A 14,050-nucleotide genomic window follows, 5' to 3' on the forward strand; every position below is an offset into this window, starting at 1 on the left:
GCGGCTACACCGTGCGTCCTTCCTTGCGCAGTTCCTTGGCGATGCCGCGGCGCAGGTCGGCGGCCAGGATGCGGTCGCGTCCGGCCTGAATCGCGTTGATCGCGCCGAAGCGCACCACGTTGGCGATGGCGCCGCCGGCCAGCTCGTGCCGTTCGGCGAAGTCGGCCAGGTCGACGTCCGCGTCCAGCCGCCCGGTGTGCCGCACCATGCCTTCCCACAGGCGCAGCCGCTGCCCGGCGTCCGGCATGGGGAAATACACCGCCGACTGGAAACGCCGCGCGAAGGCGTCGTCGATGTTGCCCTTGAGGTTGCTCGCCAGGATCACCGTGCCGGGGAAGTCCTCGACGCGCTGCAGCAGGTAGGAGACCTCCTGGTTGGCGTGTCGGTCGTTGCTGCTGGAGGTCGCGGTCCGCTTGCCGAAGAGCGCGTCCGCCTCGTCGAAGAACAGGATCCAGCGCCGGTGCTGCGCCTGGTCGAAGACCTGCGCGAGGTTCTTCTCCGTTTCCCCGATGTACTTGGACACCACCATCGACAGGTCGATGCGGTAGACGTCCGCGCCGACCTTGTCGCCGATCAGCGTGGCGGTCAGCGTCTTGCCCGTGCCCGGCGGGCCGAAGAACAGGCAGCGGTAGCCGGGCTTGAGCGCCTTCTCCAGCTGCCAGTCGCGCATCAGCGCGTCGCCGTGGCGGGCCCAGGTGATGATGGCCTCGACCTCTTCCATGACGTCGGGATCCAGCACCAGGTCGTTCCAGCCGAGCTTGGTCTCGATGAGCTTGGCGGGGAACTGCGTGCTGTAGTCGGGCTTGCGCGATTCACCGGTGCACAGCAGGTCCAGCGTGTCGGCGCCCGCCAGCAGCGCCGAGCCGTACCAGGGTTCGCCCGGCGCCTCATGCGCGAGCCGCACCAGCCCCAGCCGCCGCAGCGGCGCCGTCTCGTCCAGCATCTGACGCAGCGCGAAGCGCCGCGACAGGTCCTCGCCCGCGAGCAGGAAGGCCGCCGTCTCCACCGTCGGCAGGAAGCCACCGTGATGGCGACCCTTCCAGCCGCCGAATTCGCAGAAGCCGCGGTCCAGGTTGCGGTTGCTGACGAAGAGCAGGTCCATCAGCTGGGGACGCAGGTGCGGCGCCAGCGCGAGGGCGAGCACCAGCCGTTCGGCCGGCCCGAGATCGCCTTCATGGATCAGCCGCGAGAGGTCGTCCCCGGGCTCGACCGAAGGCGCGGGCAGTGGCGGAGGAAGCGGCAGTTCGCCGCGATCCGCCGCGGTGCGCGGCGACGACACCGCGGCGTCCTGCCCGAAGTGCCCGGCCAGGCGCTGCTGCAGCACGCGGTCCAGCCACTGCAGTTCGGCTTCGAGGGCCCGCGCGTTGGTCGTCGCGCGCGGCGACGGGTCAGCGCCAGTCCACATGAATCACCCTTTCCATCCACGGATGCCGCACGGTCGCGTAGCCCCATGGCAATTGATCGATCAGCATGTCGAAGGGCCCCGGCTCGACCGAGAGCTGCCAGGCGTCGTCGCGGCGCTCCAGCACGCCGGCGCGGCGCAGGAAGCTGCCGCGCAGCCCGTCGATCGAGGTCGTGCCCAGGATGCGCCAGTGCTGGATGACCGCGCCGATCAGGCCGTCGATCGCGTCGCGTTCGGCGTCGGAGAGATCGATCAGGCGCGGCAGCGGCGAGTCCAGCGGCAGGCCGCAGAGCAGCTTGTTGAGCGGGAGCGCCGATTCCGGTGCGGCCGCATGGCCGGTCGCGAGCGCCTGCAGCAACAGCGCGGCGCGCGCGGCCGCTTCCGGGCCGACGAAGGCGCGATCGTCGACGAGACCGAGCATCGAGAACAGCCGCGGCAGGTAGGGCGACACCAGCACGAGGCCCGCGTTGCCGACGGCGATCTGCTCGTTCGACGGGTCCGTGTCCGATGCGTCGGCGGCGCGCTTCTCCTCGGACGTGCGCGGCGCGGCGGGGGCCTTGCGCCATGGCAGCCGCAGCACGTTCAGCGCGGCCGCCAGCACCGAGGTGGCCGCGCGCACGGCACGGTCGAACCATCGTGCGGGCGGCTCCGAACCGGGCGGCGCATGCCGTTCCAGGTCGTCGCGGACTTCCGCTTCGTAACGGGCCGGATCGAAGCTCGAAGCCGGATGGCGCACCGCGTGTCCGAGCGTCGCCTGCCAGAGCCGGCGACGCCGCGCTTCAACCGTTGCGCTGCCGGTCGCCGAAGTCGTCGCATGCATGGACGAGGCGCCGGACGCCACCGCGGCGATCCAAGCGGCGACGGCCCGCGCCGCGGGTTCCGCCATCCAGAGGCTGAGCAGCCGCGGCAGCAGCGGCTCGGGCAAGGCCAACACCAGCCGCTCGCGCACGGTGGCCGTCTCGCCGACGCGCTGCAGCGTGGCGCGCAGCCAGTCGCGGTCCTCGCGCAGCAGCGGCGCCCACGCGTGAGCGACGGCGATCAGCGGATCGCTGCCGCTGGAGAAGGACGCGCCGGCGTCCAGCGCCGCGAGCAGCTGCGCCCGCAGCAGCATCAGCGCGGCCGGTCGCGGTGCGATCGCATGGTCCATCGCTTGGCCGAGCACCGACTCCCACAACGCCGCGCGGGTGCGCGGCGACCGGCCGTCGCGACGGGACTGCGCCACGATGTCGAGCAGCCGCGTCGCCGCCGCCGGCTCGCCCGGCATGAAGGCGTGGACCAGCGCGCCCAGGAGGTCGTCGTCGAATTGCGCCGACAGCCGCTGCAGCAGCACCGCCCGGTCCGGTGCGACGCGCAACGCGGCGACGAGCGCGCCGGCGTCCTCGCGCAACGCGTCCCGCGCGAGGCTGACCGGATCGTCCCCGCGTCCCTGCCAGGGCAGCCGGCCGTGACGAAGGAAATGCAGCAGCGCGTCCCGTCGCGCCTGCGGCCGCGTGCTGACGCGCAGGCCGGTCGCCCGGCCGGAGGCACTGGTGGCGCCGGGACCGCGCAGGTCCTCCAGCACGCGGCGCAGGCGCTCGCGCAGCACACGGAGCGCCTCGGTTTCCCACTCCGCGGCGGGCAGTTCGCCGAGGTCGATCTCCAGTTCGTCCAGCCGCCAGTGCTCCTCGGGCGGGCAGCAGGCGTCGAAGACCTCGTCGATCACGCGCAGCATCGGCCCCTGCACGCAGGCGACCAGGCGCGCTTCCATCTCGCCTGGCGTCATGCCTGGCGTCTTGCCCGGCGTCATGCCCGGACCCTGTCCGGCGCCGGGAGCGTTCACCAGGCCGGTGCGAAAGTCCGCGTCGATGGTCATGCGCTCGACGAGGTGCGGGGAAGCGCCGTCGGATTCACGCATGGCCTTGCACGACGGGCCCGTGGCCGTCGTCCTCTCCGCGCGATCCGCGGCCGCGGCCGTCACCGCTGCCACCGCTGCCACCGCCAGCCATCGCCGGGTCGTCCTCGATGCCTAGGCGCTCGATCACGCGGCAGGCCGTCTCGTCCGCCGACGTCATCGCGCGCATGTCGTCCGGCGAGCCGGTCCATGCCAGACGCGCCGCCAGCCACGCCGACCAGGTGTCCTCGAAGCGTTGCATCGCTTCTGCGTCCAGCCACACGCAGCGCAGCGTCAGGTGGGCCGGACAACTGATGCGCAGCGTCTCTTCCGCGAAGTGGCGGAAGGCGGGCTGGGACGTGCGCTGCGTCCACCCCGGCAGCACCACCGTCACGCGGAGCTGATGGAAGTCCTTCGACAGACCCAGCCGCGCATGCGCGAGCGCATCCTGCCGCAGCGGGCGCAACAGCACGTGTTCGACGACGTGCATGCCTTCGCTCTCCTGGTCCAGATGGCGCAGGTAGAGCCGCAGGCTGGCCGCGCCGCGACGCGCGGCGGCGTCGTCGGGGAACTCGCCGAGCAGCCACCAGCGTTGGTCCTCGTCCGGGCCGAGGATGAGCCGCCAGGCGCCGCCGGCGCCCGGCATCAACCGGTAGCGCGCGCTGCGCTGGCCGGCGCGCAGCAGCCCGGCCGGGATCGGCAGCCGCAGCCAGGGCATGCGCTGCAGGTCCTCGCGGACCTGCGCGCGGTCGGCCGGCTGCACCGCATGGCCGGCGGACGGGGCGAACCGCACCGCGTCGTCCTGGCCGTCGAGCAGCCAAGGCTGATGCCCGGCGCCCGGCTTCGCGACGATGGCGAAGCGCTGCTCGCGCAGCACCCGCGTCAGCGGCCGGTCGTGCCATTGCCGGAAGCCCAGCAGCAGGCTGGCGCGGCGCTGCAGTCCGCCGCAGTTGTCCGCCGCGTCCCACGACGGCCGCGACGGATCGAATCCGCCGGCGCGGTCGCGCGTCAGCTGCACGATGTCGCGCAGCCAGGTAGCCTTGTTCTCGAGCAGCAGCGTCTCGGCCTCCTCGGGGCTGAGATGGCCGAGGAACTGCCGCATCGAGTTCTGCGTGTAGGTCTCGCCGTGCAGCGCCAGCAGGTGGTCGAGCGCCCGGTTCTTGCGCCGCGTCGAGCGGTCGAAGGGGCGGTAGACCGCGTCGGCCACGACCTGCGGCGGTTGGACGTAGAGCTTGTCCAGCCCGGGCACGGCGTCGGCACCGATCATCTGCGTCCACAGGCCTTGGCGCGCGCCCGGCGTGACCGCGAACAGCTCGCGCAGATGATGAAGCTGCGCCAGGCCTTGCGCGATGGCCTGTTCCTGCATCGCCAGATAGGCCTTCAGCTGCTTGGCGCGCGCCTGCCGCTGCGGCGGCGCGGACGTCGGCACGCCGTAGCGTCCCAGGCCGTAGATCGCGGGCAGGTGGTCCTGCACCGAGACGTAGGCGTCCAGGCGCCGGTGCACGCCGCGCGGCAGCAGCTCGGCGGCGCGCGCGGCCTGCTCGCTGCGCCCGCGCGCCCGGTGCGATCGTCCCGCGGAACGCAGATCTTCCAGCCGTCGGCGCAGATCGTTCCAGGCCACCGGCACGACGTTGCCGCGGCGACGCACGCTGATGGTCGAAGGCACGTCGCGGTCGGGCAGGCGCAGCGACAAGGCCCAGTCCGCTCCGCGCCATTCGACCGAGCCCGCCGCCGCCTCGCGGCCCTCGGCCCGCAGCGCGACCACCCGCGCGTCGACCACGCCGGGCACCGACAGCACCACCGTCGTCAGGTCCGACAGGAACAGCCGTTCGGCGGCGTAGCCCGCCTCGGGCGCGGGGGCGTCCTCGATGAAGCCGTTGCACAGCGCCGGCCCCGTGTAGATGCGCTCCAGCGAGCGGCCTTCCCGCAGCAGCTCGTCCAGCGTGCGCGAGACTGCCGCCCGCGCGATGTGGCGCGCGCAGCGGTCGTAGACCTCGGCCAGGATGTCGACGCCGTCGCGCGGGCCGGCGATGTCGATGTCGGCGTGCAGGTCGCAGGGCACCTCGCGCATGCGGACGATGTCGGGATGCAGGTCCTCGCCGAGGTTGCGACGCTCGAAGTAGGCCGCGCGCGCCGCGGCGACGCGTTCGGCCGCGACCTCGCCGGACAGGGGCGCACTGTCCGACGATCGCCCCTTCGAGCCCGCCGTCGGCTCCCCCCCGGCGCTTCCGGCCTCTTGCGACAGCTGCAGCCGCAGCCGGTACAGACCAGTTCCCGGCTCCGGCACCAGCGTGGCGTCGTCCAGGCCGGGCGTCGCGTCGAGCAGGTGGCGCCGGTAGTCGGCCGGCGTCGTCGGCCGGCACGGGAAGACCTCCGCGGGCGGATGCAGCGACAGGGCCTCGTAGTCGATGACGCCGTCCGGACCGGTGAGGTGGTCCGCGACCGGGAAGCCGGCGCGGTAGACGACATCGGTGAGCCCGAAGCACAACTGCTCCAGCATCGTGATGCCGGGGTCGTGCAGGTTGTGGTCGGTCCAGACGCCGCCGCTGAGTTGCTGCAGCAAGGTGATGCCGCGCGCGCGCAAGCCGTCGAAGCCGGCGTCGCTTTCCTCGTCGGTGATCGGCGGCAGATGGGACGGCGCTTGGGACGGCGCTTGGGTCGGCGCGTGGGTCGGCGCGTGGGTCGCCAGCCCGGCCGGCAGCTTGGCGGACTTCACGGCGTGCCTCCTGACATTTCCGGGTCGAACCACAGCTGGGACACCGACGCCTGGATGACCTTGCCTTCGCCGTAATCGCACTGCGTGCGGATCTGCAGGCGGTAACTGGCGCGCCGGCCGTGGCCGCCGGCCCAGCGCAGCTGGAGGCGGTCGCAGCGGCGGCCGTACCAGGCGTGCTGGCTGCGGATGCGCTTGCGCGGCGAGAGGAACTCCAGCCAGCCCGGCAGCGGGTTGTAGGTGTTCATCGCGATCGCGTGCAGCATCGCGAAGCGTCCGCCGTCCTTCTGACCGACGCCGGCCATCACCTCGAACGCCTGGCAGCCGCTCAGCGGGCCGGTGAGGTCATGCCACTCGCCGTCGGCCTTGAGCGGCTGGCCGGTGTCGGTCTCGCGCCGCAGGTCGCCGAGCCGTCCCGACGAGGCGATCACCCCGGCCACCTCCAGCGCCTGGCGCGGCCGCGCGGTGCCGATGCCGACACGGCCCTCGGTGTCCAGCGCCAGCACCGGATCCTTCGCGCCGGCCGAGCGCGCGTCGCCGTGATGGAACAGCAGCTGGTCGCGGTCGCCGCCGTAGGCCATCGACCAGATCGCCTCGCGGCCGCCCTGCTCGCGGTAGAAGCTGACCAGCGCGTCGTGGCTGATCGGCGTGGAGACCTCGAAGCCGTTCTCCGGCGTCTTGCGGAAGCCCTCGTCGCTCATGTTGAGCATCGAGTCGATCAGGTCGCCGAAGTGGTCGCTGGTGGGCAGCCGACCCTCCTGGAAGAACTGCTTGAGCGTGTCGCGGTTGCGGGTCGTCATGGCGCGCCCCTGCCGATCACGAAGGCCGGCCCGGCGTCCTGCCGGTCCGGACCTCCGATCACGAAGGTGCTGCCGACCGCCAGCCGGTCCACGCCGGTCGCGCGCGGCGCCACCGTCTCCGGAAAGCGGTCGACCGCGGTGAGGATGTGCTGCGGCATCGGCAGCGCGATGCTCCACGGCAGTCGCGCGCGCGCGTGAGCCGCGCCCGTGGCCGGCGGCGCACCGTCCTGGCCGTCCTGGCCGTCCTGGCCGTCCTGGCCGGGCGGCTCGGCGCCTGGCCGGGCGCGGGCCGTGTCGGCCAGCGTGTAGACATCGCGGTCGTCGCAGGCCACGGTGATCAGCGACAGCTGCGTCACGAAGCTCACGCCTTCCAGCGCGCGCAGCCGGGCCTCGAGGTCCTCGCTGCGCACCAGCCAGTCGAAGCGCGCGCCGTAGCCGTCGTCGAACCACGGCGAAAGGTAGTGGACGATGGTCTCGTTGACGCGGCGCAGCGTCGCGCCCTCGTGCGCGCCGCGCGTCAGGCCGAGCGTGGCGCGCAGCTGCAGCCGGTCGTAGGCCGGATTGCGGACCTGGAAGCGCGCGAAGGGCGAGGCGATGTCCTCCAGCGCGGCCGTCATGCGGGCGAGCTCCACCGCGTTGAAGCGCGGCGCGGCGCAGGCCAGCGCCGGGAGGTTCCGCGGCAGCGTCGGGATCACGACCGCGGTCACGCCGCCGCTGCCGTCGCGCGCCGGGAGGCAGCGCGCCTTCAGTACGTCGGGAAAGCGCGAGAGCAGCAGCCGCTCGACGTCCCAGGCCACCGAGGCCCGGTCCTTGTGCTGCAGCCGCTCGCCGGCGCGCGTGATCATGGCGCGCTCGTCCTCCTCGCGCCGCAGGCTGAAGGAGCGCCCGACCTGTGTCACCGAGGCCAGCCCCGGCACGGTCGTCGACGACCGCACGATGACGCCGTCGACCAGCGGCTCCGGCGGCGCGGGGGGCGTGCTGCTGTGGCGAGGCGGCGGCGCGCCCGCGTCGCCCGGCATCTGCCGGCGCAGCCGCAGACCCTGCGTGCGCACCGACACGAGGCCGGCGAAGGTGTCGAAGGCCGCGCGCGCCGACAGCCGCAGCCAGTACAGCCCGGCCGGCATCACGGTGTGCTCGGTGCTCATGTCGCGCGGCAGGTCCAGCGTCACGATGCCGGAGGTGAGACCGCCGTGCGTGGTGTCGCCCAGCACGCGCGAGGGCGCGAGCGTGCGCCACTCGTCGTTGGCGAGCGTCGCCCACTGCACGCTGCGCGGGCGGTCGCCGTTGAGCAGGCTGCGCGCGGAGGACTCGCGCAGCTGGAACAGCAGCGTCAGCACGCCGCCGGGGTCCGTGGACGCCAGGCCGATGTAGAGGTTGCCGTCGGCGCCCAACCGCGGGAGCAGGTCGTGCCCGCTGCCCGAGATCGCCGAATACAGCGTCTGCAGGCCGAAGGGATGCAGATGGAAGAGCCGCTCGCCGTCGACCCCTTCGGGCGGATCGTCGTCCCGGTCCAGCGCGATGATGCTGGCCGCTTCGTAGTTCAGCGAGATCCGCTCGATGACCGGCGTGTAGGGCGGATTCGGCAGCGGGCTCGGGCGCTTGGTGCGCGCGTTGGCGGCCACGGTGGCGGAGAGCTCGATCGGATAGGCCGCATGGCCGAAGGCCGCGCGCGGACCGCTGAGCTGCAGCCGGCACAGGCCGTTGCGCGGGATGGGCATCGTCGACCAGTCCTCGTCCGTGGCGCGGCTGAGCTTGCGCACCGAACCCGGATCGATCTCGATGTGCTGCGCCGCGATCAGTTCGCCGGCCGGGTCGGGATCGGCGAACAGTGGCTGGTTCGCCGAGCGGTTCGCACACGGCTGCCATGAGCCGTCGCGCAGCCAGGCGATCTCCGTCGTGAAGCGCCCCTGGCGGAGTTCCTTGCCGGCCGCGCCGCCGTAACCGGCGTAGTGCGTGTCGAAACCGCCAGGCTCCAGCGGCAGGCCGCCCCATTCGATGTCCAGCGACAGCCGGTCCAGCGTCTTGCGCGCCGCCTCGGGCGAGCCGACCACCAGATAGGACGACAGGCCCGGCAAGGGGCCGAAGGGCGCGAAGGCCTTGGACGCATCCAGCCGCCCCAGGCTGTTGGCCAGGCGCACGTCGCGCACGCCCCGCACGCAGACGCGCAGATCGACCTCCGCCAGCGGCAGCCGCGCGAGCAGCGAGTACGGGTACAGCCGCCCCTGTGTCGCGACCTCCAGGCGCAGCACCGGCAGCCGCGTCGGCCATTCCCCGCCGTGCACGGCGGGATCGCAGCCGGTGATGGGGGGCGCGTCGGCGCGCAGGCGGATCAGCAGCGACAGGCCCGCGCCGGCGGCGCGGTCGAGGCGGCTCTCGACGGTCCACCAGCCCGTCGCCGTGCTCAGGCTGAGCCGGAAGGCGCCTTGCAGCAACCGGTCGAAGATGAGCGCCCGGTTCGGCGAGCCCGAGCCGTCGAACATCGTCGGCAGACCGGTGCCTAGCAGCCGGTGCGCCGCGTTGCGCATCGACACCCAGTCGGTGTCGCGAAGGTCGCGGCTGTCCGTGTCCTCGCTGGCCGTGTCCTCGCTGGCCGTGTCCTCGCTGGCCGGTTTCCGCCTGGCCGGGTCCTGCGTGGCATCGCGGCCGGCCAGCAGCCACTGCGGCACCAGATCCCCGAAAGCGTCGCGGAAGGCGTCGGCGGTCTTGGCGCGCAGGACCGCGTCGCGAAGACGGCGCAGGTCCGGCGCGGCGCCGGACGAGGTCTGGCGCAGGATCACGCGGATCTCGCGCTGGCCCTCGCGCAGCAACAGCAGCGGCGACGCGATCGCCAGCCCGATGCGCGCGTCCTCGGCGCCCGCGCCGCCCGCCGCGCCGAAGAGCGGCCAGACGGTGCGGCCGTCGGCCACCGGCTGCGCCACCTTGGCGCGGGTGACGTAGTTCAGGTCGCGTTCGGGCGCGATCAGCCGGTCCCGTTCCAGCCGCAGGGTGCGCAGCGTCTCCACCCGCGCGTCGGTGACCGTGAGGGGCCCGTCGCTGACGAAACGCACCGGGCGGCCCGCCGCGTCCTTGCCCGCGTCGAAGGCGGTGCCCGGCGGCAGGAACACGTCGCCGGGCGCGCGCAGGTCGCGCTGGCAGGCGAGATGGACGGTGTCCGCGCGCGACGGCGCGAGATCGAAGCCCAGGCAGTCGCGGTAGTAGAACGCGGTGTGCCGGGCGGGGAAACGGTTGACCTCGCGCTGCGCCGTCTCGCAGACCTTCAGGAAGGCGATGAGCAGCGCCGCCGCGGGCTCGTGGTTGGCCGTGGCGATGCTGTCGGGCAGCAGTTCGCGCGCCAGCCGCCGCACGTCCTCCACCGCGCTGAGGAAGGCGAAGAAGCGCTCGCGCAGCCGTTCGCGGTCCTCGCGCTCGGCGGCGGGATCGAGGGTCGCCTCCTCGCCGATCTTGCGGTGCCACATGCGCGAGAGCTCACGCTCCACCGGGCTTGGCGGGGGCGAGGCGGTGACGGCGTTGGGTCCGCCCGTCCCGGCGGCGGCTTCGGCCCCGAGCAGGAAGCGTCGTTCGACCCAGCGCAGATCGGCCGCCAGCTGCTGGTCGACCAGCAGCTGGATGCGCTCGCGCAGCACGCGCGGCGCGGTGTCGTTGATGCCCGCCAGCGCGCGCCACCACAGGTCCAGCCAGCCGGCCAGCGTGAGCACCTGGCGCGCCAGGTGCGGCAGCGGCGCGGCGTCCACCTCGCGTCCGAAGTGCTGCTGCATCGGCCACGGATCGACCGCCGCGATGCGCGCCATCACCAGCGTCGGGTCGGTGGCGAAGAGCGTGCTCCAGTCCCCGGCGTCATGGTCGTCCAGATCGATGAAGCGCAGGTGCCGCGCCAGCTGCGAGGTCATCTCGACGCGCTGCTCGAAGTCCAGGTCGTCCGGGCGGAAGTACCCGGGGGCCAGGGCTTGCGGGAAACGGTCGCGCTGTTCGGTGCCGGTGTTCATGCGGGCTGACTCCCCGGCGCTTCGAGTCCCAGCACCTCGCCCTCGCGGACGTAGAGCGGGAACACGACGTTGTAGCGGCTGTTGCTGCTGCGCAGCGTGTAGTCGAGCCGGATGCGCAGCACGCCGTCGTAGAGCCCGGAGGCATCGATGTCGATGGCGTTGAGCGCGATGCGCGCCTCGAAGAACAGGATGGCCTGCCGGATCAGGCTGCGGATCTCCGTCAGCGTGCTGTCGTTGACGGTCTCGAAGACCATGCGCCGCAGGCCGCAGCCGTAGGTCGGATGCATGACGCGCTCGCCGGGCGCGGTGGTCAGGAGGATGCGCAGACTCTCCTCGACGTCGGTGACGCCGGACACCATCACGCCGCCGCGGGTGCGCCGGTCGAAGGCCGGCGGGAAGGCCCAGCCGGTGCCGAGGAAGTCGTGTTCCGCGTCCATCTCAGCCCCCGATCAGCACGGTCGGCAGGCCGATCGCGATGTTGCCGCCGTGGGCGGTGGTGTCCCCGACGCGCGCCGCCGGCCTGTTGCCGATCAGCACCGTGGCCGAGCCTTTCACGATCGCGTCCGGCGGACCGACGCAGGTCGCGTTGTCGCCCACGACGGCCGCGGGCAGCATGCCGATGAGCACCGTCGGCACGCCGGGTCCGATGACCGGACCGCCGACGTGGGGGATCGGCGGCAGGCCGGGCGTGACCAGGGGGCAGACATGCAGGTCGGTGAGGCGGGCGGCGGGCGGCACGGAAGCTCCTTCCTCGGTCTCAATTGATCATGACCATCGCGCCCTTGACCACGGTCTGACCCGCGGCCGAGAGTTCCGCGCTGGCGTTGCCCTTGGCGGAGAAGGCGATCTGCGCCTCGCTGGCGATGTTCAGGCCGGTCGTCTTCACGTCGGCCTTGGAGGTGATGGACACCGCGCCGACCGCGTCCAGCCGGATCTGCCCCTTGGCGCTCACGGTGATGTCCTTGGGGCTGTCGAGCGCGATGCCGGCAGGCTTCAGCTCGACGGTGTTGCCGTTCTGGTCCGAGAGCAGGATGGACTTGTCCTTGTCGCTCAGCACGATGCGGTTGTTGCCCGGCGTGGTGACGGTGATGACCTTGTCCTTCTCGTCGAACTCGATCTTGTGCCTGCAGCGCGTGACGAAGGCCTTGGTGTCGTTGGGCGCGGCCAGCGCGTAGGGCGGCGTGCGGCTGCTGCTGTAGAGGCTGCCCAGGATGACGGGATGCGAGGGATCGCCGGCGAAGTAGCCCAGCACGACCTCGTCGCCGACCTCGGGGAGGAAGAAGGCGCCGAAGCCGCTGCTGGCATGCGACTGCAGCAGCCGCGCCCAGACGCCTTCGGTCTCGGCCTGCAGCACCGGCACCTTGACCTGGATGCGCTGCTCCCCGGCCGGATCGGCGTCCAGCTTCATCACCACGCCGACCTGCAGTCCGGGTACCGGCGGCAGCAGGCCGGCGGCCGGCTGCGCCGGCACGTCGGGCCGTGCGCTGAACCAGTCGGGATCGAGGCCGAAGTCGGCCTCGGTCGTCCACGCGCCGTCCTCGATGTGGTGGCGCAGCCCGGTGATGTAGACCGAGCCGCTGAAGCGCTTGCCGACGCCCTTGAGGTCGATCAGTCCGCCGACCTTGGCCTTGGCGCTGCCCTGGAAGCTCAGCCGGCCGCGCAGCCGCGCCAGCCCCGACTTGAGCTGCTGGGCCTTGGCCCACTGCGTCAGCATGTCGCGCGACTGCGGCGCGCCGGCCTGCAGGCGGAAACTGGCCAGGCCGATGACCTCCGACAGCGTGCTGGTGTCCAGGTCGCCCTGCACCGGCAGCGTCGCGGGATCGGCGGCGGTGCCTTCGAGCGCGGCCTGCGCCTTCGGATCCCAGGACACCGCCATCGCGCTGCCGTACTGGTGGCGCGCGTCGACGTCGCCCTCGAACGAGATCAGGTCGATGCCGTAGGTGACCGAGAGCGCCGCCTCGCCGGCGGCCTTGGGCGAGGCGACGGCCAGCGCGCCGTCGTTGACCGAGACCAGCATGCCGTTGGCGTCCGCGCGCGTCAGCAGGAAGTCCCAGTCGCTGCAGAAGTGCTGCACCAGCTCGGGATGGGTGATCGTGGTCGCCTCGATGTCGGCGGCCAGGCCGTGCGCCCCGGCCAGCGTGCTCATGATGTCGCTGTCGAGCTGGTCGACGTAGTTCACGTTGCGGCGGCCGACCGTCATCTTCACCGCCTTGTCCCGGCACTCGACGATCAGGCGCGCGTCGTTCTCGCCCTCGACGCGCAGCCCGTGGCGCACGACCAGGCCTTCGAAGATGGTCTCCTCCTGCTGGCCGTAGCCGGCCTGCACGGTCAGCGCGGCGCCCGGCTTGAAGTGGGCGGCGTCGCTGAGCGGGAACTCGCGCTCCGGCATGTCGCCGTCGTTGAACACCAGCCGCGCGCTGGGCACGGTGTTGGCGGCGCGGCGCACGGTGACCGACATCAGGTCGGCGCTTTCGGGCAGGCGCTCGCCGTCGAGCAGCACGCTGATCGACACGACGCCGACGGTCTCTTGGAGCGGGGACACGGCGGGCATGTCATCTCCTCAGCGGGGGGAAGATCAGCGTCTGGCCGGGCTTGACGTCGCGTGCGCTGGTCAGCCCGTTGACGCGCGCGACTTGCAGGAAGACGAGCGGGTTGCCGTAGATGCGCTGGCAGGCCTGCGGCAGCGTTTCGCCGGGCAGCAGCTTCTCGCTGCGCGTGAGGTCCGAGGTCGAGCGGCGGCTGGTCACGCGGCGGTTCTCCTCCTTGCTCATCGCGCCGACGAAGCTCAGGTCCACCTTCGCCCGCAGCGGGTCGCCGCCGGGCTTGAACAGGGTGTACTGCGTCTTGAGCGACTCCAGGCGTCCGAAGAAGATCAGCGTGCCCCACAGCACGCGGGTGTAGGGCGTCTCGCTGTAGAGGTCGACGTAGTCGTAGACCACCTTGTTGAGCTGCGCGATCTGCCCCTTGACGTCGGGCGGCTGGCCAGCCACGGCCGGCACCACGCCCGTGCCGTCGAGCACGATGCTGAAGTTGACGCGTTCGTCGTCCATCGCGCTGAACTTGGGCTCCTCGCCCGCCGAGCCCAGCGACTTGCTCTTGTCGTAGTGGATGCCGAAGCTGTGGCTGAAGTCGGCCGGGTTGATCTGCGCCTGGAACGTGGTGTCGCGGTCCAGCTGCATCGTGCCGTCACGCTGGATGCTGTAGCGCATCAGCAGCAGCCGGGTCAGTTCGGCCGAGCCGCTCGTGCCGGAGGCGCCCGCGGACGACGCGGCGGCGGCCATC

9 protein-coding genes are annotated in these 14,050 nt (G+C 72.3%); all 9 read right to left on the minus strand.

The genetic code is table 11. From position 1 onward, the window contains the following. Positions 1-4: 4 nt before the first annotated feature. Genes PV762_RS06060 through PV762_RS06100 form a run of 9 tightly spaced genes read right to left on the minus strand, consistent with a single transcriptional unit; the run spans position 5 to position 14,049 of the window. On the minus strand, positions 5-1,405 hold the full coding sequence (locus PV762_RS06060; protein ID WP_421034128.1) for an ATP-binding protein: 1,401 nt from the start codon (positions 1,403-1,405) through the stop codon (positions 5-7). Then, entirely contained in the window at positions 1,389-3,296 is a 1,908-nt protein-coding gene (locus tag PV762_RS06065) for a contractile injection system tape measure protein (RefSeq protein ID WP_421034129.1), read from the minus strand. The genes PV762_RS06060 and PV762_RS06065 overlap by 17 nt, the downstream gene beginning before the upstream one ends. Then, on the minus strand, positions 3,289-5,988 hold the full coding sequence (locus tag PV762_RS06070; protein WP_421034130.1) for a hypothetical protein: 2,700 nt from the start codon (positions 5,986-5,988) through the stop codon (positions 3,289-3,291). The genes PV762_RS06065 and PV762_RS06070 overlap by 8 nt, the downstream gene beginning before the upstream one ends. Further along, positions 5,985-6,785 carry a hypothetical protein gene (locus PV762_RS06075; RefSeq protein ID WP_421034131.1) on the minus strand — a complete coding sequence of 267 codons (801 nt, stop codon included), beginning with the start codon at positions 6,783-6,785 and terminating at the stop codon, positions 5,985-5,987. The genes PV762_RS06070 and PV762_RS06075 overlap by 4 nt, the downstream gene beginning before the upstream one ends. After that, complete coding sequence (locus PV762_RS06080; protein ID WP_421034132.1) at positions 6,782-10,768, minus strand: hypothetical protein; 3,987 nt, start codon at positions 10,766-10,768, stop codon at positions 6,782-6,784. The genes PV762_RS06075 and PV762_RS06080 overlap by 4 nt, the downstream gene beginning before the upstream one ends. Next, on the minus strand, positions 10,765-11,205 hold the full coding sequence (locus tag PV762_RS06085; protein WP_421034133.1) for a GPW/gp25 family protein: 441 nt from the start codon (positions 11,203-11,205) through the stop codon (positions 10,765-10,767). The genes PV762_RS06080 and PV762_RS06085 overlap by 4 nt, the downstream gene beginning before the upstream one ends. 1 nt (position 11,206) lies before the next feature. After that, positions 11,207-11,506, minus strand: a complete 300-nt coding sequence (locus tag PV762_RS06090) for a PAAR domain-containing protein (RefSeq protein WP_421034134.1) — start codon at positions 11,504-11,506, stop codon at positions 11,207-11,209. A gap of 19 nt (positions 11,507-11,525) precedes the next feature. Further along, entirely contained in the window at positions 11,526-13,319 is a 1,794-nt protein-coding gene (vgrG, locus tag PV762_RS06095) for a type VI secretion system tip protein VgrG (RefSeq protein ID WP_421034135.1), read from the minus strand. A gap of 1 nt (position 13,320) precedes the next feature. Then, positions 13,321-14,049 (minus strand): peptidoglycan-binding protein, encoded by a 729-nt coding sequence (locus tag PV762_RS06100; protein WP_421034136.1) that lies wholly within the window; start codon positions 14,047-14,049, stop codon positions 13,321-13,323. Position 14,050 lies beyond the last annotated feature (1 nt).

The organism is Mitsuaria sp. CC2, assembly GCF_048957715.1.
Classification (GTDB): Bacteria; Pseudomonadota; Gammaproteobacteria; order Burkholderiales; family Burkholderiaceae_C; genus Roseateles.